At 49.6% G+C, this 24,283-nt stretch carries 21 protein-coding genes and 1 pseudogene; 12 read left to right on the top strand and 10 right to left on the bottom strand.

The features are described 5' to 3' along the window. Window positions 1-75 precede the first annotated feature (75 nt). Window positions 76-246: pseudogene (locus RTW80_RS14430) on the top strand (IS3 family transposase); the annotation flags it as partial. 278 nt (window positions 247-524) lie between these two features. On the opposite strand, the gene glyS reads toward RTW80_RS14430, so the two are convergent. The 3 genes from glyS to RTW80_RS14415 form a co-directional block, all read right to left on the bottom strand. Beyond that, window positions 525-2,594: a glycine--tRNA ligase subunit beta gene (gene glyS, locus RTW80_RS14425; protein WP_001291772.1), complete on the bottom strand. Its 2,070-nt coding sequence runs from the start codon at window positions 2,592-2,594 to the stop codon at window positions 525-527. A gap of 9 nt (window positions 2,595-2,603) precedes the next feature. Then, window positions 2,604-3,515: a glycine--tRNA ligase subunit alpha gene (gene glyQ, locus RTW80_RS14420; RefSeq protein ID WP_001168544.1), complete on the bottom strand. Its 912-nt coding sequence runs from the start codon at window positions 3,513-3,515 to the stop codon at window positions 2,604-2,606. Window positions 3,516-3,609: 94 nt separating this feature from the next. Then, window positions 3,610-3,909, bottom strand: coding sequence for a YsaB family lipoprotein (locus tag RTW80_RS14415; RefSeq protein ID WP_000980109.1), 300 nt, complete (start codon window positions 3,907-3,909; stop codon window positions 3,610-3,612). Between the two features lie 174 nt (window positions 3,910-4,083). On the opposite strand from RTW80_RS14415, the gene wecH reads away from it, so the two are divergent. Continuing rightward, window positions 4,084-5,079: an O-acetyltransferase WecH gene (wecH, locus tag RTW80_RS14410; protein WP_001182642.1), complete on the top strand. Its 996-nt coding sequence runs from the start codon at window positions 4,084-4,086 to the stop codon at window positions 5,077-5,079. A 41-nt stretch (window positions 5,080-5,120) separates the two neighbouring features. Here wecH and yiaA read toward each other — a convergent pair whose 3' ends face one another. From yiaA to xylA, 4 genes are all read right to left on the bottom strand, one after another. Next, complete coding sequence (gene yiaA / locus RTW80_RS14405; protein ID WP_063119200.1) at window positions 5,121-5,558, bottom strand: inner membrane protein YiaA; 438 nt, start codon at window positions 5,556-5,558, stop codon at window positions 5,121-5,123. Between the two features lie 45 nt (window positions 5,559-5,603). Beyond that, a complete protein-coding gene (gene yiaB, locus RTW80_RS14400; protein WP_001295228.1) occupies window positions 5,604-5,945 on the bottom strand; it encodes an inner membrane protein YiaB in 342 nt (113 codons plus the stop codon). Between the two features lie 168 nt (window positions 5,946-6,113). Beyond that, window positions 6,114-7,568 carry a xylulokinase gene (gene xylB / locus RTW80_RS14395; protein ID WP_032247845.1) on the bottom strand — a complete coding sequence of 485 codons (1,455 nt, stop codon included), beginning with the start codon at window positions 7,566-7,568 and terminating at the stop codon, window positions 6,114-6,116. Window positions 7,569-7,639: 71 nt separating this feature from the next. Further along, window positions 7,640-8,962, bottom strand: coding sequence for a xylose isomerase (gene xylA / locus RTW80_RS14390; RefSeq protein WP_001149592.1), 1,323 nt, complete (start codon window positions 8,960-8,962; stop codon window positions 7,640-7,642). A gap of 365 nt (window positions 8,963-9,327) precedes the next feature. Between xylA and xylF the strand changes: the two genes are divergently transcribed. The 4 genes from xylF (at window position 9,328) to xylR (ending at window position 14,354) form a co-directional block, all read left to right on the top strand. Further along, on the top strand, window positions 9,328-10,320 hold the full coding sequence (gene xylF, locus RTW80_RS14385) for a D-xylose ABC transporter substrate-binding protein (RefSeq protein ID WP_001300957.1): 993 nt from the start codon (window positions 9,328-9,330) through the stop codon (window positions 10,318-10,320). A 77-nt stretch (window positions 10,321-10,397) separates the two neighbouring features. Continuing rightward, window positions 10,398-11,939, top strand: a complete 1,542-nt coding sequence (gene xylG, locus RTW80_RS14380) for a D-xylose ABC transporter ATP-binding protein (protein ID WP_001146479.1) — start codon at window positions 10,398-10,400, stop codon at window positions 11,937-11,939. After that, complete coding sequence (gene xylH, locus RTW80_RS14375; RefSeq protein WP_000045978.1) at window positions 11,917-13,098, top strand: xylose ABC transporter permease XylH; 1,182 nt, start codon at window positions 11,917-11,919, stop codon at window positions 13,096-13,098. The genes xylG and xylH overlap by 23 nt, the downstream gene beginning before the upstream one ends. A 77-nt stretch (window positions 13,099-13,175) precedes the next feature. Beyond that, window positions 13,176-14,354, top strand: a complete 1,179-nt coding sequence (gene xylR / locus RTW80_RS14370; protein ID WP_000494484.1) for a D-xylose utilization transcriptional activator XylR — start codon at window positions 13,176-13,178, stop codon at window positions 14,352-14,354. Between the two features lie 195 nt (window positions 14,355-14,549). Here the strand turns inward: xylR and RTW80_RS14365 are convergent, their stop codons facing one another. After that, a complete protein-coding gene (locus RTW80_RS14365; protein WP_001297957.1) occupies window positions 14,550-15,374 on the bottom strand; it encodes a protein bax in 825 nt (274 codons plus the stop codon). 319 nt (window positions 15,375-15,693) lie between these two features. Between RTW80_RS14365 and malS the strand changes: the two genes are divergently transcribed. Both malS and avtA read left to right on the top strand, forming a co-directional pair. After that, window positions 15,694-17,724, top strand: coding sequence for an alpha-amylase (gene malS, locus RTW80_RS14360; RefSeq protein WP_000761225.1), 2,031 nt, complete (start codon window positions 15,694-15,696; stop codon window positions 17,722-17,724). Window positions 17,725-17,901: 177 nt separating this feature from the next. Then, window positions 17,902-19,155 (top strand): valine--pyruvate transaminase, encoded by a 1,254-nt coding sequence (avtA, locus tag RTW80_RS14355; RefSeq protein WP_000144361.1) that lies wholly within the window; start codon window positions 17,902-17,904, stop codon window positions 19,153-19,155. 150 nt (window positions 19,156-19,305) lie between these two features. On the opposite strand, the gene RTW80_RS14350 is transcribed toward avtA, so the two are convergent. Together RTW80_RS14350 and yiaJ are read right to left on the bottom strand one after the other, a co-directional pair. Beyond that, on the bottom strand, window positions 19,306-19,779 hold the full coding sequence (locus RTW80_RS14350) for a 4Fe-4S binding protein (RefSeq protein ID WP_001295229.1): 474 nt from the start codon (window positions 19,777-19,779) through the stop codon (window positions 19,306-19,308). Between the two features lie 101 nt (window positions 19,780-19,880). Then, a complete protein-coding gene (gene yiaJ, locus RTW80_RS14345) occupies window positions 19,881-20,729 on the bottom strand; it encodes an IclR family transcriptional regulator YiaJ (protein WP_000514240.1) in 849 nt (282 codons plus the stop codon). Window positions 20,730-20,929: 200 nt separating this feature from the next. On the opposite strand from yiaJ, the gene yiaK reads away from it, so the two are divergent. The 4 genes from yiaK to yiaN all read left to right on the top strand — a co-directional run bounded on the left by yiaK (window position 20,930) and on the right by yiaN (window position 24,278). Continuing rightward, window positions 20,930-21,928 carry a 3-dehydro-L-gulonate 2-dehydrogenase gene (yiaK, locus tag RTW80_RS14340; protein ID WP_000869037.1) on the top strand — a complete coding sequence of 333 codons (999 nt, stop codon included), beginning with the start codon at window positions 20,930-20,932 and terminating at the stop codon, window positions 21,926-21,928. Window positions 21,929-21,939: 11 nt separating this feature from the next. Beyond that, on the top strand, window positions 21,940-22,407 hold the full coding sequence (locus RTW80_RS14335) for a YhcH/YjgK/YiaL family protein (protein ID WP_000576071.1): 468 nt from the start codon (window positions 21,940-21,942) through the stop codon (window positions 22,405-22,407). A gap of 117 nt (window positions 22,408-22,524) precedes the next feature. Next, window positions 22,525-22,998 (top strand): 2,3-diketo-L-gulonate TRAP transporter small permease YiaM, encoded by a 474-nt coding sequence (gene yiaM / locus RTW80_RS14330; RefSeq protein ID WP_000721666.1) that lies wholly within the window; start codon window positions 22,525-22,527, stop codon window positions 22,996-22,998. A 2-nt stretch (window positions 22,999-23,000) separates the two neighbouring features. After that, a complete protein-coding gene (gene yiaN, locus RTW80_RS14325) occupies window positions 23,001-24,278 on the top strand; it encodes a 2,3-diketo-L-gulonate TRAP transporter large permease YiaN (protein WP_033548878.1) in 1,278 nt (425 codons plus the stop codon). Window positions 24,279-24,283 lie beyond the last annotated feature (5 nt).

The raw sequence follows: 24,283 nt of genomic DNA, 5'->3' as shown, positions 1-24,283 counted from the left end.
CTGATAGAAACAGAAGCCACTGGAGCACCTCAAAAACACCATCATACACTAAATCAGTAAGTTGGCAGCATCACCGGAACCTTAAAGTCGGAGTGTTTTTATCTTGATGAGTTCAGTAATATAAGCGAACTGAAGGATGCTGTTACGGAATATATTGAATACTACAACAGCAGAAGAATTAGCCTGAAATTAAAAGGTCTGACTCCAATTGAATATCGGAATCAGACCTATATGCCTCGTGTTTAACTGTCCAACTTTTTGGGGTCAGTACAAACTTTGATTTATAGTCAGGTGGGGCTTTTCTCTGTCTGCCTTTCGGTGAATACCTGAGACAAACAGTCTCAAGCACCCGTGGCTATTCTAGCTTAATAAGTTTGTTTCTTCTCCTTGATATAATCCTAAAAAAATCTCATAAAATTAATATATGAGATAATCTTTATTCAGCAGAAGATTATTAAAGGTTGCTGTATTATTTAGCGATAAAAAAAGCCTGCCAGATGGCAGGCTATTTAATAACGGCGTTATTATTGCAACAGCGAAATATCCGCAACGCGCAGGAACAGTTCGCGCAGTTTCTCCAGCATGGTCAGACGGTTGATACGCAATTCTTTGTCATCAACCATGACCATCACTTTATCGAAGAAAGCATCAACCGGTTCACGCAGCTCAGCCAGTTCGACCAGCGCATCCTGGTAACGACCTTCCGTAAAGTACGGCTCCAGCTTGTCACGTAGCACCACAACCTGCATCGCCAGTTTAATTTCTTCCGGCTCTTTCAGGGTAGAGGCATTCACGCGGTCGCTCAGCACTTCGTCAGATTTCGCCAGAATGTTAGATACACGTTTGTTCGCCGCCGCCAGTGCAGCAGCTGCATCCAGGGTACGGAAATGCGATACCGCTTTCATACGGGCATCGAAATCAGCCGGACGAGTCGGACGACGCGCCAGTACCGCCTGGATGGTGTCAACGGTATAACCTTCGTCCTGATACCAGGCGCGGAAGCGACCGAGCATAAAGTCGATAACATCATCAACTACGTTGGCATTAGTCAGCTTATCGCCATACAGACGCACCGCTTCTTCGGTCAGCGTTTGCAGATCAAGGTTGAGGTTCTTCTCAACGATAATTCGCAGCACGCCAAGCGCGGCACGACGCAGCGCAAACGGGTCTTTGTCGCCTTTCGGATGCTGACCGATACCGAAGATACCCGCCAGGGTATCCATCTTGTCAGCAATCGCCAGCGCACAAGCTACTGGGTTGGACGGCAGGTCATCACCAGCAAAACGCGGCTGATACTGCTCATTCAGCGCCACCGCGACATCTTCCGCTTCGCCATCGTGACGCGCATAGTGCATCCCCATAACGCCCTGGGTGTCGGTGAACTCGAAGACCATGTTGGTCATCAGGTCGCACTTAGACAGCAGACCCGCACGGGTAGCGTGGTTAACGTCAGCGCCAATCTGTTCAGCAATCCAGCCAGCCAGCGCCTGGATGCGGTCAGTTTTGTCGCGCAGCGTCCCCAACTGTTGCTGGAACAACACGGTTTGCAGGCGCGGCAGGTTATCTTCAAGACGTTTTTTACGGTCGGTGTTGAAGAAGAACTCGGCATCCGCCAGACGCGGACGAACGACTTTCTCGTTACCGGAGATAATCTGCTGCGGATCTTTCGATTCGATGTTGGCAACGAAGATAAAGTTCGGCAGCAGTTTGCCGTCGTTCGCATACACCGGGAAGTATTTCTGGTCACCTTTCATGGTGTAAACCAGCGCTTCAGCCGGCACCGCGAGGAATTTCTCTTCGAATTTTGCGGTCAGAACGACCGGCCACTCCACCAGCGAAGCCACTTCTTCCAGCAGGCTTTCGCTTAAGTCAGCGTTACCGCCAATCTTACGCGCTGCTTCTTCGGCATCGGCTTTAATCTTCGCCTTACGTTCTTCGTAATCGGCGATGACTTTCCCACGCTCACGCAGAATTTCCGGATACTGATCGGCGTTATCGATGGTGAATTCCGGCTCGCCCATAAAGCGGTGGCCGCGAATCACGCGATCGGACTGAATGCCCAGAATGGTTGCCGGAATGACTTTGTCGCCCAGCAGCAGGGTCACGGTGTGCACCGGACGCACGAAGTGCACGTCGCTTGCGCCCCAACGCATCAGTTTCGGGATCGGCAGTTTCGCCAGAGAAGTCGCAACCATATTCGGCAGCAGTGCTTCGGTGCTTTCGCCCTTCACATGGGCGCGATACAGCAGCCATTCGCCTTTATCGGTAGTCAGACGCTCAGCCTGGTCAACGGTAATACCGCAACCACGCGCCCAACCTTCTGCCGCTTTGCTCGGTTTGCCTTCAGCGTCGAACGCCTGGGCAATCGCCGGGCCGCGTTTTTCGATTTCACGATCCGGTTGCGCTTCCGCCAGGTTAGCTACTTTCAGCGCCAGACGACGCGGAGCAGCAAACCATTGAACGGTGCCGTGTGCGAGGCCAGCGTTATCCAGCTCCGCAGTAAAGTTCGCAGCAAAGGACTCAGCCAGGCTGCGCAGTGCTTTTGGTGGCAGCTCTTCAGTGCCGATTTCCACCAGAAAAGTTTTCTCAGACATAGCCGCCTCTTACTTATCTTTGTTGCACATCGGGAAGCCGAGGGCTTCACGGGAAGCGTAGTATGCTTCTGCCACTGCTTTGGTCAGGGTGCGAATGCGCAGAATGTAGCGCTGACGCTCGGTGACGGAGATGGCTTTACGCGCATCCAGCAGGTTGAAGCTGTGGGCGGCTTTCAGAATACGCTCGTAGGCTGGCAGCGGCAGCGGATTTTCCAGCGCCAGCAGCTGCTGCGCTTCTTTCTCGTACTGCTCGAAGCAGGTGAACAGGAAGTCCACATCCGCGTATTCGAAGTTGTAAGTGGACTGCTCCACTTCGTTCTGATGGAACACGTCGCCGTAGGTGGTTTTACCCAGCGGGCCGTCGCTCCAGACCAGGTCGTAAACGCTGTCTACGCCCTGAATGTACATGGCCAGACGTTCCAGACCGTAGGTGATCTCGCCGGTAACCGGTTTACACTCCAGACCACCAACCTGCTGGAAGTAAGTGAACTGCGTCACTTCCATGCCGTTCAGCCACACTTCCCAGCCCAGTCCCCAGGCACCCAGCGTCGGGTTTTCCCAGTTATCTTCCACGAAACGGATGTCGTGAATAGTCGGGTCCATGCCCAGCTCTTTCAGAGAACCGAGGTACAGCTCCTGAATATTGTCCGGCGATGGCTTAATGACCACCTGGAACTGATAGTAGTGCTGTAAACGGTTGGGGTTTTCGCCGTAGCGACCATCGGTCGGGCGACGAGAAGGCTGAACATAAGCAGCCGCCATCGGTTCTGGCCCCAGCGCGCGCAGACAGGTCATTGGGTGAGAGGTTCCCGCGCCGACTTCCATGTCCAATGGTTGAACAATGGTGCAGCCCTGGCGAGCCCAGTAATCCTGTAAGGTCAGGATCAAGCCCTGGAAGGTCCTGGTATCAAACTTTTGCATATTATTTCGTGCTGGATACGTGTGGATTTAAAGGAAGGGATCAGTATACCCGCTGGATGGAAGATATACAGTACGAAACGGGAAAAAGCAGGGCTTAACGCATGGAAAGATGCAAAAAATGGCCATCCGCGTCAAAAGAACAGACAAACTGCTCTTTACGGAAGGTATAACCGCGCATTTCATAGCTTCCCTGGAACTGTTCGAAGGCGGTGACGTCGATTTTTTGCTCGCCGGTGTTATAACGTTTTGCCGCCTGATCCTTGCATAACGCTTCCATATTCAATGACCGAATGGGATCAACTTTCACCCTTTGAGCTTTCTGTTCTGGTGGTGGTGTAGAACAACCCACTAGCACCATAAGCGCCATTGCCGGAAAGAAAGCGTTCATCATCATTAAATTACCGTCTGGTTTGCAGGTGAGTCTTATTATTTATATCGGTATAGTGGCTGATATCTTACGAATTTCCTTAAGCCTCTATAAGCTGTAGTGATAAAACTCAGATTATTCCAGTGTGCCAACTGAATGATTTATCGGTCAGACTTTTTTTAACCAGATACAGAGACACAGATGCAGCCCAAAATTTACTGGATTGATAACCTGCGAGGGATAGCGTGTTTAATGGTGGTGATGATTCACACCACTACCTGGTATGTGACCAATGCTCATAGTGTTAGCCCCGTCACCTGGGATATCGCCAATGTTCTGAATTCTGCCTCTCGTGTCAGCGTGCCGCTATTTTTCATGATATCCGGCTATCTCTTTTTTGGCGAACGCAGCGCCCAGCCGCGCCATTTCTTGCGTATCGGCTTATGTCTGTTTTTTTATAGCGCAATCGCGCTGCTCTACATTGCACTATTTACCTCCATCAATGTGGAGTTAGCGCTGAAAAACCTGCTGCAAAAGCCAGTGTTTTACCACTTATGGTTTTTCTTCGCGATTGCGGTGATTTATCTGGTTTCACCGCTGATTCAGGTGAAGAACGTCGGCGGAAAAATGTTGCTGGTACTAATGGTAGTGATTGGTATCATCGCTAACCCAAACACCGTGCCGCAGAAAATCGACGGTTTTGAATGGCTGCCAATTAACTTATATATCAATGGCGATACTTTTTACTACATTCTGTATGGCATGTTGGGCCGCGCTATAGGGATGATGGACACGCAGCATAAAGCACTGTCGTGGGTGAGCGCAGTACTGTTTGTGACGGGGGTTTTTATTATCTCTCGCGGGACATTATATGAATTGCAGTGGCGCGGAAATTTTGCCGATACCTGGTATCTTTACTGTGGGCCGATGGTTTTTATCTGCGCAATCGCGCTATTGACTCTGATTAAAAACACGCTGGATACGCGTACCATTCGCGGACTTGGCTTAATCTCACGCCATTCGTTGGGTATATACGGATTCCACGCCTTGATTATCCATGCGCTGCGCACCCGGGGAATTGAGCTTAAAAATTGGCCAATACTGGATATTATTTGGATCTTTTGCGCGACGTTGGCAGCGAGTTTGTTACTTTCTATGCTGGTACAACGAATCGACAGAAACAGATTAGTGAGTTAAGTAAAAGCCCGGTCACATTGGACTGACCGGGCTTACGTGAGTTATTCGCTGTATTCTTCCTGGGTAACCTGTGTTTCTTTTGGTAGGTTTATTCCGGCATCACGAATATTTTTCTGCACCGCTACTGCACCAAACAAGCTTAAGAAGAAAGCCAGTCCATAAAAACCTTTTTCGCTGAGTAATAATGTCGCATTCCACAGACCTACCATCAGTAATGCAACAGAGATAATAAAGACAGTCAGGCAGGTCATATAATAAATGGAAGTGGTCGGTATGCCTTCATACTTGTCCCGAACGGTCTTTTGATAAGACGCCGCAGAAAACAGTCCTAATACCAGTACGGCAAAATAATATCCTTTTTCATTTAACTGCATCTCTGCATTCCATAGCCCTAACAGATAGGTAACGATACCACCAACGAGAGCTATCCATGACACAATACTAAAGGCTGGTGAATAGGTTGATATTTTGTTGTCCATCACAGTATTCCTTTCATTCCTGAATATGTAAGAGCTTTATGTTGCTCATGCCGAGCGAAACAAACGCATTTGACCAAACAAGCAGACAAAAAAGGCGATGGGATAGATCACCATTTCATAAGTATTGATAGGTGCGTTTAAAACACCGATAAACAAGAGACCGATAGTGATTAACGCAACTAACTGGCAGATATGGGTAAAAAAATCATCCAGTTGCCCGAGTTTTTCTGCGCGAAGATATGCATAGTTGCCAAAAGTTGCTGTCATTAACACGCCAAGAAAATAGCCTTTTCCACTTAACAATGGGCATGAGATCCATAGCCCAACCAGATAAACCAGCGCCCCGACAACAAATAATAGTTTTGCCACAGTCTTTGAGGTTTTCATAACGATCTCCATATCTACCAGCGATACATTACGAGTAACCAACGAAAGACAAAACTGAAAAATGCCATTAACAAATGATTTTCAGAATAAATTCATACTAAATATTAATTAATTACTGAGATATATAGATGTGAATTATCCCCCACCCGGTCAGGCAGGGGATAACGTTTACGCCATTAATGGCAGAAGTTGCTGATAGAGGCGACGGAACGTTTCTCGTCGTGGCTGATAAGCGGCATAACGCTGCGCATCTGGTAGATGCGACTGTTCTAACGGTAGTTGCGGCAACAATTCAATGAGCGATTTCTCTGGATTCGCCGCGATCTGCGCCAGCCTTGCTGCGCCCAGTGCTGGCCCCACATCCCCCCCCGTACGGTAATCGAGCTGCTGACCGCTGATATCCGCCAGCATCTGACGCCAGTACTCACTACGCGCCCCGCCCCCAATCAACGTAACACTTTGCGGTTTAATACCGCAGGCATGCACGACATCCATGCCATCTGCCAGCGCATAACCCACGCCTTCCAGCACTGCTCGCGCCAGTTCATTGGGGCCATGTTGATGAGTCAAACCAAAGAAAATCCCCTTCGCCTGGGGATTATTGTGTGGCGTACGCTCGCCGGAAAGATAAGGCAGAAACCAAACTGGCTCGGCACTTTCATCAGCCTGTTGAGCTGCAGCGATTAAAGCTGGGACATTGCTCAGGCCGGTTAATTTCGCGGCCCAATCCAGACACGACGCTGCACTCAGCATCACAGACATTAAATGCCAACGTTGCGGTAGCGCATGGCAAAAGCTATGTACGGCGCTTTCTGGCTTGCTTAAGAACCCTTCGCTGACAGCAAAATAGACCCCCGACGTCCCCAGCGATAACATTGCCTGATTAGCATCAACCATTCCCACACCAACTGCACCAGCTGCATTGTCGCCACCGCCTGCGACAACTGGCACCGTCGCCATACCCCACGCTTTCGCAACTTCAGGTAACAAAGCACCAGTAATTTCGCTGCCTTCGTATAATGCGGGCATCTGGTCACGAGATAAGTCGCAAGCCTGCAGCATGACGTCACTCCAGTCACGCTTTGCGACATCCAGCCACATGGTGCCAGCTGCGTCAGACATATCGCTGGCAAACTCCCCCGTCATACGCAGACGCAAGTAATCTTTCGGTAATAATACTTTGTCGATTTGACGGAATATCTCCGGCTCATGCCGCTGAACCCATAGCAATTTAGGCGCAGTAAATCCGGGCATCATCAGGTTGCCGGTAATCACTCGTGATTGCGGAACTCTCGCTTCCAGCAAAGTGCACTCTTGCGCACAGCGCCCGTCGTTCCACAAAATGGCAGGGCGCAATACCCGTTGTTGAGCATCCAGTAAGGTTGCTCCATGCATCTGGCCGGCAATACCCAATGCTTTAACGTCCTGCAGAGAATGCTGATCGCCCAGAGCTTTCATTGCGCGATCAGTTGCCTGCCACCACTGTTCCGGGTCTTGTTCCGACCAGAGTGGATGCGGGCGCGAAACGGTCAGCTTTTCCGTTTGCGAAGCAACCACCTCACCCTGCTCGTTGAGCAAAATAACTTTTACGCCCGAGGTGCCAAGATCTATCCCGATATACATATCGATCGTTCCTTAAAAAAATGCCCGGTATCGCTACCGATAACCGGGCCAACGGACTGCACAGTTAGCCGTTATTTGTCGAACAGATAATGATTTACCAGATTTTCCAGTTGCTCCTGGCGACCACTCTGATGCACCGGAGACAAATTATGTTCCTGAGCATATTTGGCTAAATCTGCCAGTGACATTTGGCCTTTCAGGATTTGCTGGCCCAATTCGCTATTCCAGCCGGAATAACGCTGCGCGATGCGTTTATCCAGCTCGCCATCTTCAATCATGCGCGCTGCAATTTTCAGCGCCAGTGCCATCGTATCCATCGCGCCGATATGACCGTAAAACAGATCATATTTATCAGTACTTTGACGACGTACTTTGGCATCGAAGTTCAGACCACCGGTGGTGAAACCGCCTGCTTTGAGAATTTCATACATCACCAGCGCATTCTCTTCCACACTGTTCGGGAACTGGTCGGTGTCCCAGCCCAGTTGCGCATCGCCACGGTTGGCGTCGACAGAACCGAACAGGCCAAGCGCAATGGCGGTGGCTATTTCATGATGGAAAGAGTGACCTGCCAGCGTCGCGTGGTTAGCTTCAATGTTCAGTTTAATCTCTTTTTCCAGACCAAACTGTTTCAGGAAGCCATAGACCGTCGCGGCATCGTAATCATATTGATGTTTGGTCGGTTCTTGCGGTTTCGGTTCGATAAGCAACGTGCCCTGGAAACCGATTTTATGTTTATGCTCAACCACCATCTGCATAAAGCGGCCCAGTTGTTCACGCTCCTGACGCAAGTCGGTATTTAACAGCGTTTCGTAACCTTCACGACCGCCCCACAGGACATAGTTTTCACCGCCCAATTTATGGGTTGCTTCCATCGCTGTAACAACTTGCGTTGCCGCCCAGCTGAAGACTTCAGGATCTGGGTTCGTCGCCGCACCCGCGCCGTAGCGAGGGTTTGTAAAGCAGTTGGCGGTTCCCCACAGCAGCTTCACGCCGCTCTCTTCTTGCTTGCCTGCCAGGACATCAACCATTTGCGCAAAATTATTGATGTACTCTTTTAACGACGCGCCCTCAGGGGAAACATCCACATCGTGGAAGCAATAAAATGGCACATGTAACTTGTGGAAAAACTCAAATGCGACATCTGCTTTACGCTTCGCCAACGCCAGTGCCTCACCAGGCTGCTGCCACGGACGATTAAACGCCCCCACACCAAACATATCCGCCCCGTTCCAGCAGAAGGTGTGCCAGTAGCAGGCGGCAAAACGCAAGTGCTCTTCCATACGCTTACCCAACACCAGTTCGTCGGGATTGTAGTGACGGAATGCTAACGGGTTTGAGGATTTTGAGCCTTCATAACGAACGCGATCGAGCTGGTCAAAATAGGCTTGCATATTGAACTCCATAATCAGGTAATGCCGCGGGTGATGGATGATGTCGTAATATTGGGCACTCCCTTTCAGTTGCTCAATTATGTTATTTCACACTGCTATTGAGATAATTCACAAGTGTGCGCTCGCTCGCAAAATAAAATGGAATGATGAAACTGGGTAATTCCTCGAAGAGAAAAATGCAATAAGTACAATTGCGCAACAAAAGTAAGATCTCGGTCATAAATCAAGAAATAAACCAAAAATCGTAATCGAAAGATAAAAATCTGTAATTGTTTTCCCCTGTTTAGTTGCTAAAAATTGGTTACGTTTATCGCGGTGATTGTTACTTATTAAAACTGTCCTCTAACTACAGAAGGCCCTACACCATGAAAATAAAGAACATTCTACTCACCCTTTGCACCTCACTCCTGCTTACCAACGTTGCTGCACACGCCAAAGAAGTCAAAATAGGTATGGCGATTGATGATCTCCGTCTTGAACGCTGGCAAAAAGATCGAGATATCTTTGTGAAAAAGGCAGAATCTCTCGGCGCGAAAGTATTTGTACAGTCTGCAAATGGCAATGAAGAAACACAAATGTCGCAGATTGAAAACATGATAAACCGGGGTGTCGATGTTCTTGTCATTATTCCGTATAACGGTCAGGTATTAAGTAACGTTGTAAAAGAAGCCAAACAAGAAGGCATTAAAGTATTAGCTTACGACCGTATGATTAACGATGCGGATATCGATTTTTATATTTCTTTCGATAACGAAAAAGTCGGTGAACTGCAGGCAAAAGCCCTGGTCGATATTGTTCCGCAAGGTAATTACTTCCTGATGGGCGGCTCGCCGGTAGATAACAACGCCAAGCTGTTCCGCGCCGGACAAATGAAAGTGTTAAAACCTTACGTTGATTCCGGAAAAATTAAAGTCGTTGGTGACCAATGGGTTGATGGCTGGTTACCGGAAAACGCATTGAAAATTATGGAAAACGCGCTAACCGCCAATAATAACAAAATTGATGCTGTAGTTGCCTCAAACGATGCCACCGCAGGTGGGGCAATTCAGGCATTAAGCGCGCAAGGTTTATCAGGGAAAGTAGCAATCTCCGGCCAGGATGCGGATCTCGCAGGTATTAAACGTATTGCTGCCGGTACGCAAACTATGACGGTGTATAAACCTATTACGTTGTTGGCAAATACTGCCGCAGAAATTGCCGTTGAATTGGGCAATGGTCAGGAGCCAAAAGCAGATACCTCACTGAATAATGGCCTGAAAGATGTCCCCTCCCGCCTCCTGACACCGATCGATGTGAATAAAAACAACATCAAAGATACGGTAATTAAAGACGGATTCCACAAAGAGAGCGAGCTGTAAGCGTTACGCCCCGGCGCGGAGCGGGGGCGTGATTTCTCTCCATGCCGCGTGAATGAATTGGCTTAGGTGGAGTCGTTATGCCTTATCTACTTGAAATGAAGAACATTACCAAAACCTTCGGCAGTGTGAAGGCGATTGATAACGTCTGCTTGCGGTTGAATGCTGGCGAAATCGTCTCACTTTGTGGGGAAAATGGGTCTGGTAAATCAACGCTGATGAAAGTGCTGTGTGGTATTTATCCCCATGGCTCCTACGAAGGCGAAATTATTTTTGCGGGAGAAGAGATTCAGGCGAGTCACATCCGCGATACCGAACGCAAAGGTATCGCCATCATTCATCAGGAATTGGCCCTGGTGAAAGAATTGACCGTGCTGGAAAATATCTTCCTGGGTAACGAAATAACCCACAATGGCATTATGGATTATGACCTGATGACGCTACGCTGTCAGAAGCTGCTCGCACAGGTCAGTTTATCCATTTCACCTGATACCCGCGTTGGCGATTTAGGGCTTGGGCAACAACAACTGGTTGAAATTGCCAAGGCACTTAATAAACAGGTGCGCTTGTTAATTCTCGATGAACCGACAGCCTCATTAACTGAGCAGGAAACGTCGGTTTTACTGGATATTATTCGCGATCTACAACAGCACGGTATCGCCTGTATTTATATTTCGCACAAACTCAACGAAGTCAAAGCGATTTCCGATACGATTTGCGTTATTCGCGACGGACAGCACATTGGTACGCGTGATGCTGCCGGAATGAGTGAAGACGATATTATCACCATGATGGTCGGGCGAGAGTTAACCGCGCTTTACCCTAATGAACCACATACCACCGGAGATGAAATATTACGTATTGAACATCTGACGGCATGGCATCCGGTCAATCGTCATATTAAACGAGTTAATGATGTCTCGTTTTCCCTGAAACGTGGCGAAATACTGGGTATTGCCGGACTCGTTGGTGCCGGACGTACCGAGACCATTCAGTGCCTGTTTGGCGTGTGGCCCGGACAATGGGAAGGAAAAATTTATATTGATGGCAAACAGGTAGATATTCGTAACTGTCAGCAAGCCATCGCCCAGGGGATTGCGATGGTACCCGAAGACAGAAAGCGCGACGGCATCGTTCCGGTAATGGCGGTTGGTAAAAATATTACCCTCGCCGCACTCAATAAATTTACCGGTGGCATTAGCCAGCTTGATGACGCGGCAGAGCAAAAATGTATTCTGGAATCAATCCAGCAACTCAAAGTTAAAACGTCGTCCCCCGACCTTGCTATTGGACGTTTGAGCGGCGGCAATCAGCAAAAAGCGATCCTCGCTCGCTGTCTGTTACTTAACCCGCGCATTCTCATTCTTGATGAACCCACCAGGGGTATCGATATTGGCGCGAAATACGAGATCTACAAATTAATTAACCAACTCGTCCAGCAGGGTATTGCCGTTATTGTCATCTCTTCCGAATTACCTGAAGTGCTCGGCCTTAGCGATCGTGTACTGGTGATGCATGAAGGGAAACTAAAAGCCAACCTGATAAATCATAACCTGACTCAGGAGCAGGTGATGGAAGCCGCATTGAGGAGCGAACATCATGTCGAAAAGCAATCCGTCTGAAGTGAAATTGGCCGTACCGACATCCGGTGGCTTCTCCGGGCTGAAATCACTGAATTTGCAGGTCTTCGTGATGATTGCAGCTATCATCGCAATCATGCTGTTCTTTACCTGGACCACCGATGGTGCCTACTTAAGCGCCCGTAACGTCTCCAACCTGTTACGCCAGACCGCGATTACCGGCATCCTCGCGGTAGGAATGGTGTTCGTCATAATTTCTGCTGAAATCGACCTTTCCGTCGGCTCAATGATGGGGCTATTAGGTGGCGTCGCGGCGATTTGTGACGTCTGGTTAGGCTGGCCTTTGCCACTTACCATCATTGTGACGTTGGTTCTGGGACTGCTTCTCGGTGCCTGGAACGGATGGTGGGTCGCGTACCGCAAAGTCCCTTCATTTATTGTCACCCTCGCGGGCATGTTGGCATTTCGCGGCATACTCATTGGCATCACCAACGGCACGACTGTTTCCCCCACCAGCGCCGCGATGTCACAAATTGGGCAAAGCTATCTACCTGCCAGCACTGGCTTCATCATTGGCGCGCTTGGCTTAATGGCTTTTGTTGGTTGGCAATGGCGCGGAAGAATGCGCCGTCAGGCTTTGGGTTTGCAGTCTCCGGCCTCTACCGCAGTAGTCGGTCGCCAGGCTTTAACCGCTATCATCGTATTAGGCGCAATCTGGCTGTTGAATGATTACCGTGGCGTTCCCACTCCTGTTCTGCTGCTGACGTTGCTGTTACTCGGCGGAATGTTTATGGCAACGCGGACGGCATTTGGACGACGCATTTATGCCATCGGCGGCAATCTGGAAGCAGCACGTCTCTCCGGGATTAACGTTGAACGCACCAAACTTGCCGTGTTCGCGATTAACGGATTAATGGTAGCCATCGCCGGATTAATCCTTAGTTCTCGACTTGGCGCTGGTTCACCTTCTGCGGGAAATATCGCCGAACTGGACGCAATTGCAGCATGCGTGATTGGCGGCACCAGCCTGGCTGGCGGTGTGGGAAGCGTTGCCGGAGCAGTAATGGGGGCATTTATCATGGCTTCACTGGATAACGGCATGAGTATGATGGATGTACCGACCTTCTGGCAGTATATCGTTAAAGGTGCGATTCTGTTGCTGGCAGTATGGATGGACTCCGCAACCAAACGCCGTTCTTGATTTTGATAAAAATTTTCTCAAAGCCGGTTACGTATTACCGGTTTTGAGTTTTTGCATGATTCAGCAGGAAAAGAACCATGTTTACTAAACGTCACCGCATCACATTACTGTTCAATGCCAATAAAGCCTATGACCGGCAGGTAGTAGAAGGCGTAGGGGAATATTTACAGGCGTCACAATCGGAATGGGATATTTTCATTGAAGAAGATTTCCGCGCCCGCATTGATAAAATCAAGGACTGGTTAGGAGATGGCGTCATTGCCGACTTCGACGACAAACAGATCGAGCAAGCGCTGGCTGATGTCGACGTCCCCATTGTTGGGGTTGGCGGCTCGTATCACCTTGCAGAAAGTTACCCACCCGTTCATTACATTGCCACCGATAACTATGCGCTGGTTGAAAGCGCATTTTTGCATTTAAAAGAGAAAGGCGTTAACCGCTTTGCTTTTTATGGTCTTCCGGAATCAAGCGGCAAACGTTGGGCCACTGAGCGCGAATATGCATTTCGTCAGCTTGTCGCCGAAGAAAAGTATCGCGGAGTGGTTTATCAGGGGTTAGAAACCGCGCCAGAGAACTGGCAACACGCGCAAAATCGGCTGGCAGACTGGCTACAAACGCTACCACCGCAAACCGGGATTATTGCCGTTACTGACGCCCGAGCGCGGCATATTCTGCAAGTATGTGAACATCTACATATTCCCGTACCGGAAAAATTATGCGTGATTGGCATCGATAACGAAGAACTGACCCGCTATCTGTCGCGTGTCGCCCTTTCTTCGGTCGCTCAGGGCGCGCGGCAAATGGGCTATCAGGCGGCAAAACTGTTGCATCGATTATTAGATAAAGAAGAAATGCCGCTACAGCGAATTTTGGTCCCACCAGTTCGCGTCATTGAACGGCGCTCAACAGATTATCGCTCGCTGACCGATCCCGCCGTTATTCAGGCCATGCATTACATTCGTAATCACGCCTGTAAAGGGATTAAAGTGGATCAGGTACTGGATGCGGTCGGGATCTCGCGCTCCAATCTTGAGAAGCGTTTTAAAGAAGAGGTGGGTGAAACCATCCATGCCATGATTCATGCCGAGAAGCTGGAGAAAGCGCGCAGTCTGCTGATTTCAACCACCTTGTCGATCAATGAGATATCGCAAATGTGCGGTTATCCATCGCTGCAATATTTCTACTCTGTTTTTAAAAAAGCATATGACACGACGCCAAAAGAGTATCGCGATGTAAATAGCGAGGTCATGTTGTAGCGATGATGAGAATTGTCGGCGTCACATCAGGTAACGCTGCGTGGTTGTCGGATGCGGCGTGAACGCCTTATCCGACCTACCCGCCAGGCATGATAAAACGCACCAACAACGCTTCAGGCTCGTAGCTCAACTGCCTGAGACAAAGTAAAAAGCCTTATCCGACTGACAAGTCGGATAAGGCTCAAGGAAATGCAATTACATATGCGCCGCGATTAACCGTTGGTTATCCTGGTACATTGCGAACAGGTAGTTGTTATAACTCTTCCCTTTGGTCGAGTAGCCCTTCAGCTTGTGAATCATCGCTGTGGCAGTCACTTCCTGATCCGCTTTACGCAGCTGCGCACGCGATTTACGGAACGAAGAGTAAGCCGGGTGCGTATTCAGGTTAGTGACATAGGCGCTCACCGATTCTTTGACAGAACTAAACTGTGAGTACCCTTTCACTTTACCTGGCGCATTGGTACAACGTCCTTTCATGCATTTCATGCCGAACAGGTTGTTGTTGTTGCGCGCCAGCTTCGACGTTCCCCAACCGCTTTCTGCTGCAGCCATCGTCGCCACCATACTGGTGGGGATAATGTCTACGCGTTCAAGCAAGGTATTCCACGGGATTTTTCGCGTATTACCGGACCACTTCACCTTGTAGCGTTTGGCGATGTCTTTCAGACGCGCACGCTCAGCAGGTGACCATTGGCCCTGATACTGTTTTGAAATGAGCCAGTTACGTTCCGCAGTAATGGCCGCATTTTGGCTGGTAATGTAAGGCATTACGGTCCGGAGAAACGCCTTTTTCCTTGGTGTTCCGGAAGGGTATTTTCGCAAATCAGGAAGTGAACTACTCTTTGCACTATTGCGAGAATACTCTTGTTTACTGCTTACCTGTTTATTACTAGCTTTAGTTAAGTGGGACTTTTGACTCGCTGTTGTTGTGTGCGTCTTCGCTAACACCTCACTCGAAAACACCAGAGTGAGTAACATAAGAATCATCGCCCCATATCGTCGTATGGGAGTCAAAATCATCAGGTCTCCTGGTCGGATTTAATCATTCCAACACCTTATATTTTTCACAAATTTGAGAGTTGAATCTCAAATCATATCAAAAATAGCTGTCAAGAGCACCCCAAGGAATAGTCCAAATCTGAAACTATGTCACGTGTTAACGATTCAGATTGGCGCTAAATCGCAGAAAATGTGGGGGTTATCGCAAAATTCAGCCGTTTTTTGCGCGAGATCGCTCACCCTTGCTTCTCATCCTGTGGACTTACCGCTCAGGGATGAGTTTTGTTTGGCTTATCGCTGGCAAACTGTCTGAAATCGCAGCAATAAGGACTCATCCGCCATGAAACTCGCCGCCTGTTTTCTGACACTCCTTCCTGGCTTCGCCGTTGCCGCCAGCTGGACTTCTCCGGGGTTTCCCGCCTTTAGCGAACAGGGGACAGGAACATTTGTCAGCCACGCGCAGTTGCCCAAAGGTACGCGTCCACTAACGCTAAATTTTGACCAACAGTGCTGGCAGCCTGCGGATGCGATAAAACTCAATCAGATGCTTTCCCTGCAACCTTGTAGCAACACGCCGCCTCAATGGCGATTGTTCAGGGACGGCGAATATACGCTGCAAATAGACACCCGCTCCGGTACGCCAACATTGATGATTTCCATCCAGAACGCCGCCGAACCGGTAGCAAGCCTGGTCCGTGAATGCCCGAAATGGGATGGATTACCGCTCACAGTGGATGTCAGCGCCACTTTCCCGGAAGGAGCCGCCGTACGGGATTATTACAGCCAGCAAATTGCGATAGTGAAGAACGGTCAAATAATGTTACAACCCGCTGCCACCAGCAACGGTTTACTCCTGCTGGAACGGGCAGAAACTGACACATCCGCCCCTTTCGACTGGCATAACGCCACGGTTTACTTTGTGCTGACAGATCGTTTCGAAAACGGCGATCCCAGTAATGACCAGAGTTACGGACGTCATAAAGACGGTATGGCGGAAATTGGCACTTTTCACGGCGGCGATTTACGCGGCCTGACCAACAAACTGGATTACCTCCAGCAGTTGGGCGTTAATGCTTTATGGATAAGCGCACCATTTGAGCAAATTCACGGCTGGGTCGGCGGCGGTACAAAAGGCGATTTCCCGCATTATGCCTACCACGGTTATTACACACAGGACTGGACGAATCTTGATGCCAATATGGGCAACGAAGCCGATCTACGGACGCTGGTTGATAGCGCACATCAGCGCGGTATTCGTATTCTCTTTGATGTCGTGATGAACCACACCGGCTATGCCACGCTGGCGGATATGCAGGAGTATCAGTTTGGCGCGTTATATCTTTCTGGTGACGAAGTGAAAAAATCGCTGGGTGAACGCTGGAGCGACTGGAAACCTGCCGCCGGGCAAACCTGGCATAGCTTTAACGATTACATTAATTTCAGCGACAAAACAGGCTGGGATAAATGGTGGGGAAAAAACTGGATCAGAACGGATATCGGCGATTACGACAATCCTGGATTCGACGATCTCACTATGTCGCTAGCCTTTTTGCCGGATATCAAAACCGAATCAACTACCGCTTCTGGTCTGCCGGTGTTCTATAAAAACAAAATGGATACCCACGCCAAAGCCATTGACGGCTATACGCCGCGCGATTACTTAACCCACTGGTTAAGTCAGTGGGTCCGCGACTATGGGATTGATGGTTTTCGGGTCGATACCGCCAAACATGTTGAGTTGCCCGCCTGGCAGCAACTGAAAACCGAAGCCAGCGCCGCGCTTCGCGAATGGAAAAAAGCTAACCCCGACAAAGCATTAGATGACAAACCTTTCTGGATGACCGGTGAAGCCTGGGGCCACGGCGTGATGCAAAGTGACTACTATCGCCACGGCTTCGATGCGATGATCAATTTCGATTATCAGGAGCAGGCGGCGAAAGCAGTCGACTGTCTGGCGCAGATGGATACGACCTGGCAGCAAATGGCGGAGAAATTGCAGGGTTTCAACGTGTTGAGCTACCTCTCGTCGCATGATACCCGCCTGTTCCGTGAAGGGGGCGACAAAGCAGCAGAGTTATTACTATTAGCGCCAGGCGCGGTACAAATCTTTTATGGTGATGAATCCTCGCGTCCGTTCGGTCCTACAGGTTCTGATCCGCTGCAAGGTACACGTTCGGATATGAACTGGCAGGATGTTAGCGGTAAATCTGCCGCCAGCGTCGCGCACTGGCAGAAAATCAGCCAGTTCCGCGCCCGCCATCCCGCAATTGGCGCGGGCAAACAAACGACACTTTTGCTGAAGCAGGGCTACGGCTTTGTTCGTGAGCATGGCGACGATAAAGTGCTGGTCGTCTGGGCAGGGCAACAGTAACTTTTCCGGCTTCCCGTTCGTCAGTACCTCGGGAAGCCGCCAACCAGGATAAAATGTCAGCCCTAATCAGCGTTGCAGGATAAAGCACCGCTCACTCTTCAACAGACCGATTTGCACCCCAGCAAATGTAGCGTTATTGTTACCTTCCTTGCTACAGAGTTCGACAGATATCCCGCTATGACATTCTCCCTTTTTGGTGACAAATTTACCCGCCACTCCGGCATTACGCTGTTGATGGAAGATCTGAACGACGGTTTACGCACGCCTGGCGCGATTATGCTCGGCGGCGGTAATCCGGCGCAGATCCCGGAAATGCAGGACTACTTCCAGACGCTACTGACCGACATGCTGGAAAGTGGCAAAGCGACTGATGCACTGTGTAACTACGACGGTCCACAGGGGAAAACGGAGCTACTCACACTGCTTGCCGGAATGCTGCGCGAGAAGTTGGGTTGGGATATCGAACCACAGAATATTGCACTAACAAACGGCAGCCAGAGCGCGTTTTTCTACTTATTTAACCTGTTTGCCGGACGCCGTGCCGATGGTCGGGTCAAAAAAGTGCTGTTCCCGCTTGCACCGGAATACATTGGCTATGCTGACGCCGGACTGGAAGAAGATCTGTTTGTCTCTGCGCGTCCGAATATTGAACTGCTGCCGGAAGGCCAGTTTAAATACCACGTCGATTTTGAGCATCTGCATATTGGCGAAGAAACCGGGATGATTTGCGTCTCCCGGCCGACGAATCCAACAGGCAATGTGATTACTGACGAAGAGTTGCTGAAGCTTGACGCGCTGGCGAATCAACACGGCATTCCGCTGGTGATTGATAACGCTTATGGCGTCCCGTTCCCGGGTATCATCTTCAGTGAAGCGCGCCCGCTATGGAATCCGAATATCGTGCTGTGCATGAGTCTTTCCAAGCTGGGTCTACCTGGCTCCCGCTGCGGCATTATCATCGCCAATGAAAAAATCATCACCGCCATCACCAATATGAACGGCATTATCAGCCTGGCACCTGGCGGTATTGGTCCGGCGATGATGTGTGAAATGATTAAGCGTAACGATCTGCTGCGCCTGTCTGAAACAGTCATCAAACCGTTTTACTACCAGCGTGTTCAGGAAACTATCGCCATCATTCGCCGCTATTTACCGGAAAATCGCTGCCTGATTCATAAACCGGAAGGAGCCATTTTCCTCTGGCTATGGTTTAAGGATTTGCCCATTACGACCGAGCAGCTCTATCAGCGCCTGAAAGCACGCGGCGTGCTGATGGTGCCGGGGCACAACTTCTTCCCAGGGCTGGATAAACCGTGGCCGCATACGCATCAATGTATGCGCATGAACTACGTACCAGAGCCGGAGAAAATTGAGGCGGGGGTGAAGATTCTGGCGGAAGAGATAGAAAGAGCCTGGGCTGAAAGTCACTAAAAATTGCCTGATGCGCTACGCTTATCAGGCCTACATGATTTCTGCAATATATTGAATTTGGAAGAATTTGTAGGCCGGATAGGGCGTTTACGCCGCATCTGGCATAAACAAAGCACGCTATTCCGGCGTTGAGAAACGCCGGAAAACGTTTCAAACAGGCTGCTGCCGTAGCCGATGCCGCTGCACTTTCTCGACATCCATGCACTGCAACGCCTTTGTCGGGCAGGCTTCAACACAGGCCGGTCCCGTCTCCCGATGCCAGCACAGATCGCACTTAATCGCCCTCGCCTTTTTGCGCGAAGAAACGACCTCCATCGCACCAAACGGGCAAGCCAGCATACAGCTTTTACAGCCAATGCAACGTGTTTGTTCAACGAAAATATGCCCTTGTTCGCGGCTTATCGCGTCAACAGGGCAGACATTCGCGCACGGTGCATCTTCACACTGATGACAGGCTACTGCCGTGGTCCAGCTGTGGTCTTTAATGACACGAATACGGGAAATAAACTCGTCTGGTGACAACGCAGCGCAATCCTGATTCTCCTGATGCGACACTGCGCAAGCCACTTCACAGGTACGGCAACCGATACATTTCGTCGCATCCGCAATAATAAACCGGTTCATGATCACTCCTTTGCACTAAAACAGCAGAGTGCCAGAGAGCGCGTCCCTACTGCTTTGATCCAACGAAGGAAATGTTAAAGTTTTGGCACTTGTCCAAAGCGTTATGTGATCGCGCCCAGGTCATCCCTGACAGTAAATCCCAGTTCATTAGAAATAGCCTGCGCGGTTTCACGCAGTGGTTTCAGGAGATTTTTCTCTCCCACCTGTTTCAGACGTGATGTCGAAAGCGAAATCGACACGGCGTACGGCACCCGCCCATGAATATCAAACACCGGAACAGCAATACAGGAGACGCCGAGTTCGTTTTCTTCTCTGTCCATCGCCGCTCCGCTTTCACGAATGTGCGCCAGTTCGTCGAACATCGCGGGCAGCTCGGTAATGGTATTGCGGGTTAACGGCTGGATCTCATGCTGATGGCTTTCCCAGTATGACTTCACGTAGTCCGGGTGACCAAACGCCATGTAGATCTTGCCCATTGCGGAACAGTAGAGCGGCATATGCTGGCCAATATAGGCACGGGTTCGCAGCATCCCGGTTGTGGGTTCCAGCTTATAAATCAAAATAGCGTGATCGTCTTCGCGGCTGGAGAAGTTAATGGTTTCACCAGTGGCGATGTTCAGTGCCTCAAGATGCGGAGCGGCGATATGAATGATATTCAGCGAAGACAGCGCCTTCTGCCCGACGGCAATAAATTTGGTGGTCAGGCGATAACTCCCTGCGGCAGGCGCGGTGGTCACATAGCCGCAGGACTGTAATCCCTGCAATAAGCGATGGACGGTACTCTTATTTAAACCAGCCAGCTCCGAAAGATGCGCCAACGGACAACCGTTTGGATAGTTGCTCAAAATCTCAATCAGCATCAACCCGCGAAACAGACTCTGGCTTCCGGCTGGACGCTCTTTTTCCTGCGCCATCTCGTTCTCTTTTTTTCCCATCACTTCTTTCCCCATTTTGTCGCGTCCTGATGGTAGCGCAAAGTGTGCCGTAGTTCACGATCTCGACAGATAATTTATAACCAATTGATTTTTATGTCTTTTGAAATTCATCAATCAGATTGCTTTGTTAAAAAGCGATCGATATATTTGAAATTAAGTTTCGCATATTGAAATTTTAAGCCAAAAAAGCGATCAAAAAAACAAGGAAGCCTGGGATGAAAGTGACATTTGAGCAGTTAAAAGCAGCCTTTAATCGGGTCTTAATTTCACGCGGCGTTGACAGCGAAACGGCTGACGCCTGTGCAGAGATGTTCGCCCGCACCACCGAATCCGGCGTTTATTCTCACGGCGTTAATCGTTTCCCTCGTTTCATTCAACAACTGGAAAACGGCGATATCATTCCTGATGCCCAACCCAAACGTATAACCAGCCTCGGCGCAATTGAACAGTGGGACGCCCAGCGTTCGATCGGTAACCTGACAGCGAAAAAGATGATGGATCGCGCCATTGAACTGGCTGCCGATCACGGTATTGGTCTGGTGGCACTACGTAATGCCAACCACTGGATGCGCGGCGGCAGCTACGGCTGGCAGGCGGCGGAAAAAGGCTATATTGGCATTTGCTGGACCAACTCCATCGCCGTAATGCCGCCGTGGGGCGCAAAAGAGTGTCGCATCGGCACTAACCCGCTGATCGTCGCCATTCCTTCCACGCCGATCACCATGGTCGATATGTCGATGTCGATGTTCTCTTACGGCATGTTAGAAGTTAACCGTCTGGCAGGTCGTCAGCTCCCGGTCGATGGTGGCTTTGATGATGAGGGCAATTTGACCAAAGAACCTGGCGTTATCGAGAAGAATCGCCGCATTTTGCCGATGGGCTACTGGAAAGGTTCTGGCATGTCGATTGTGCTGGATATGATCGCTACTCTCCTTTCCGACGGCGCATCCGTTGCCGAAGTCACCCAGGACAACAGCGACGAATACGGCATTTCACAAATTTTTATTGCCATTGAAGTGGACAAGCTTATCGACGGTCCCACCCGCGATGCCAAGCTGCAACGCATCATGGATTACGTTACTAGTGCCGAGCGTGCTGACGAAAATCAGGCCATTCGCTTACCCGGCCATGAATTTACTACCCTGCTGGCCGAAAACCGCCGTAACGGTATTACCGTTGATGACAGCGTGTGGGCCAAAATCCAGGCGTTATAAGGAGATAAGTCATAATTTTTGGACATATCGCGCAGCCCAATCCGTGCCGTTTGCCCGCCGCCATTGAAAAGGCGCTCGATTTTCTGCGCGCTACCGATTTCAACGCCCTGGAGCCGGGCGTTGTCGAAATCGACGGCAAAAATATTTATGCGCAAATTATCGATTTAACCACACGCGAAGCGGTGGAAAACCGTCCGGAAGTGCATCGTCGGTATATCGATATTCAGTTTCTGGCGTGGGGTGAAGAGAAAATCGGCATTGCTATTGATACGGGAAATAATAAAGTCAGCGAATCACTATTAGAGCAGCGCGATATTATTTTTTATCATGACAGTGAACATGAATCATTTATAGAAATGATACCGGGCAGCTACGCAATTTTCTTTCCGCAGGATGTTCACCGACCAGGTTGTATTTTGCAAACAGCCTCTGAGATACGAAAAATTGTGGTTAAAGTCGCATTAACGGCGCTGAATTAATCGAATAATCGTCTACGCCAGAACGCCTGGGTAATGTTATTGCTCTAACTATATTAATAATTCAGGTTGCTGCACATGCAACATGAATTATGACAGACATAGCCTCAAGGAATAGCTATGAAAAAAATACTCGAAGCAATACTGGCGATTAATCTCGCCGTACTTTCCTGTATTGTGTTTATAAACATTATTTTAAGATATGGTTTTCAAACAAGTATTTTATCTGTAGATGAATTGTCGCGTTATTTATTTGTCTGGTTAACATTTATTGGCGCGATTGTGGCTTTTATGGATAACGCCCACGTTCAGGTCACCTTTCTGGTGGAGAAACTCTCCCCCGCATGGCAGCGACGAGTCGCTCTGGTTACCCATTCCTTAATCTTATTTATTTGTGGCGCACTGGCCTGGGGCGCAACGCTAAAAACAATTCAGGACTGGAGCGATTATTCACCGATCCTCGGTTTACCCATCGGCCTGATGTATGCCGCTTATCTGCCCACCAGCCTCGTTATCGCATTCTTTGAACTGCGTCATTTATATCAACTCATCACGCGTAGCAATTCTCTAACGTCGCCACCGCAAGGAGCTTAATCATGGCTGTGCTGATTTTTCTGGGCTGTCTGTTGGGTGGTATTGCTATCGGTTTGCCTATTTCCTGGGCACTGTTGTTGTGCGGGGCGGCGTTAATGTTCTGGCTGGACATGTTTGATGTCCAGATCATGGCACAAACGCTGGTGAACGGAGCCGATAGCTTCTCCCTGCTGGCGATTCCGTTCTTTGTGCTGGCGGGTGAAATCATGAATGCGGGCGGCTTGTCAAAACGCATTGTTGACCTGCCGATGAAACTGGTGGGGCATAAACCAGGCGGGCTGGGCTACGTCGGCGTGCTGGCGGCTATGATTATGGCAAGCCTTTCTGGTTCTGCCGTTGCGGATACCGCCGCCGTTGCCGCTCTACTGGTGCCGATGATGCGCAGCGCCAACTACCCGGTCAACCGGGCGGCGGGGCTGATTGCCTCTGGCGGCATTATCGCGCCAATTATTCCCCCTTCCATTCCGTTTATTATCTTCGGCGTTTCCAGCGGATTATCCATCAGTAAGCTGTTTATGGCGGGCATTGCCCCTGGCATGATGATGGGCGCAACGCTGATGCTTACCTGGTGGTGGCAGGCCAGTCGCCTTAATTTACCCCGCCAGCAAAAAGCAACGATGCAGGAAATCTGGCACTCTTTTGTCTCCGGTATCTGGGCGCTGTTTCTTCCAGTCATCATTATTGGCGGGTTTCGCTCCGGTCTGTTTACCCCTACCGAAGCCGGGGCCGTTGCTGCTTTCTATGCGCTGTTTGTCGCCACAGTTATTTACCGTGAAATGACCTTCGCCACACTTTGGCATGTACTCATTGGCGCGGCGAAAACCACCTCAGTGGTTATGTTTCTGGTGGCCTCGGCACAAGTTTCCGCCTGGCTGATTACCATTGCTGAACTGCCGATGATGGTTTCTGATTTACTGCAACCGTTGGTCGATTCACCGCGTCTGCTGTTTATCGTCATTATGGTGGCTATCCTGATTGTCGGCATGGTCATGGATTTAACGCCGACGGTATTAATTCTTACCCCGGTATTAATGCCTTTAGTTAAAGAGGCAGGAATCGATCCGATTTATTTCGGTGTCATGTTTATCATTAACTGCTCAATCGGCTTAATTACACCGCCTATCGGTAATGTACTTAACGTTATTTCAGGGGTGGCAAAACTCAAATTCGATGATGCAGTCAGAGGCGTTTTCCCTTACGTCCTGGTTTTATATTCATTATTAGTCGTATTTGTTTTTATTCCCGATCTCATCATCCTCCCTTTGAAACGGATTAATTAAAAGGA

Origin of the sequence: Escherichia sp. AM3 (assembly GCF_032029835.1) — a bacterium.
In the GTDB taxonomy this organism is placed as follows: Bacteria; Pseudomonadota; Gammaproteobacteria; order Enterobacterales; family Enterobacteriaceae; genus Escherichia; species Escherichia coli.
This window is presented reverse-complemented; position numbering and strand designations above follow the sequence as displayed.

Excerpts from the sequence above, each read along its gene's own strand:
- glyS (WP_001291772.1), bottom strand. The coding sequence starts at position 2,594 with ATGTCTGAGAAAACTTTTCTGGTGGAAATCGGCACTGAAGAGCTGCCA.
- glyQ (WP_001168544.1), bottom strand. The coding sequence starts at position 3,515 with ATGCAAAAGTTTGATACCAGGACCTTCCAGGGCTTGATCCTGACCTTA.
- RTW80_RS14415 (WP_000980109.1), bottom strand. The coding sequence starts at position 3,909 with ATGATGATGAACGCTTTCTTTCCGGCAATGGCGCTTATGGTGCTAGTG.
- wecH (WP_001182642.1), top strand. The coding sequence starts at position 4,084 with ATGCAGCCCAAAATTTACTGGATTGATAACCTGCGAGGGATAGCGTGT.
- yiaA (WP_063119200.1), bottom strand. The coding sequence starts at position 5,558 with ATGGACAACAAAATATCAACCTATTCACCAGCCTTTAGTATTGTGTCA.
- yiaB (WP_001295228.1), bottom strand. The coding sequence starts at position 5,945 with ATGAAAACCTCAAAGACTGTGGCAAAACTATTATTTGTTGTCGGGGCG.
- xylB (WP_032247845.1), bottom strand. The coding sequence starts at position 7,568 with ATGTATATCGGGATAGATCTTGGCACCTCGGGCGTAAAAGTTATTTTG.
- xylA (WP_001149592.1), bottom strand. The coding sequence starts at position 8,962 with ATGCAAGCCTATTTTGACCAGCTCGATCGCGTTCGTTATGAAGGCTCA.
- xylF (WP_001300957.1), top strand. The coding sequence starts at position 9,328 with ATGAAAATAAAGAACATTCTACTCACCCTTTGCACCTCACTCCTGCTT.
- xylG (WP_001146479.1), top strand. The coding sequence starts at position 10,398 with ATGCCTTATCTACTTGAAATGAAGAACATTACCAAAACCTTCGGCAGT.
- xylH (WP_000045978.1), top strand. The coding sequence starts at position 11,917 with ATGTCGAAAAGCAATCCGTCTGAAGTGAAATTGGCCGTACCGACATCC.
- xylR (WP_000494484.1), top strand. The coding sequence starts at position 13,176 with ATGTTTACTAAACGTCACCGCATCACATTACTGTTCAATGCCAATAAA.
- RTW80_RS14365 (WP_001297957.1), bottom strand. The coding sequence starts at position 15,374 with ATGATTTTGACTCCCATACGACGATATGGGGCGATGATTCTTATGTTA.
- malS (WP_000761225.1), top strand. The coding sequence starts at position 15,694 with ATGAAACTCGCCGCCTGTTTTCTGACACTCCTTCCTGGCTTCGCCGTT.
- avtA (WP_000144361.1), top strand. The coding sequence starts at position 17,902 with ATGACATTCTCCCTTTTTGGTGACAAATTTACCCGCCACTCCGGCATT.
- RTW80_RS14350 (WP_001295229.1), bottom strand. The coding sequence starts at position 19,779 with ATGAACCGGTTTATTATTGCGGATGCGACGAAATGTATCGGTTGCCGT.
- yiaJ (WP_000514240.1), bottom strand. The coding sequence starts at position 20,729 with ATGGGGAAAGAAGTGATGGGAAAAAAAGAGAACGAGATGGCGCAGGAA.
- yiaK (WP_000869037.1), top strand. The coding sequence starts at position 20,930 with ATGAAAGTGACATTTGAGCAGTTAAAAGCAGCCTTTAATCGGGTCTTA.
- yiaM (WP_000721666.1), top strand. The coding sequence starts at position 22,525 with ATGAAAAAAATACTCGAAGCAATACTGGCGATTAATCTCGCCGTACTT.
- yiaN (WP_033548878.1), top strand. The coding sequence starts at position 23,001 with ATGGCTGTGCTGATTTTTCTGGGCTGTCTGTTGGGTGGTATTGCTATC.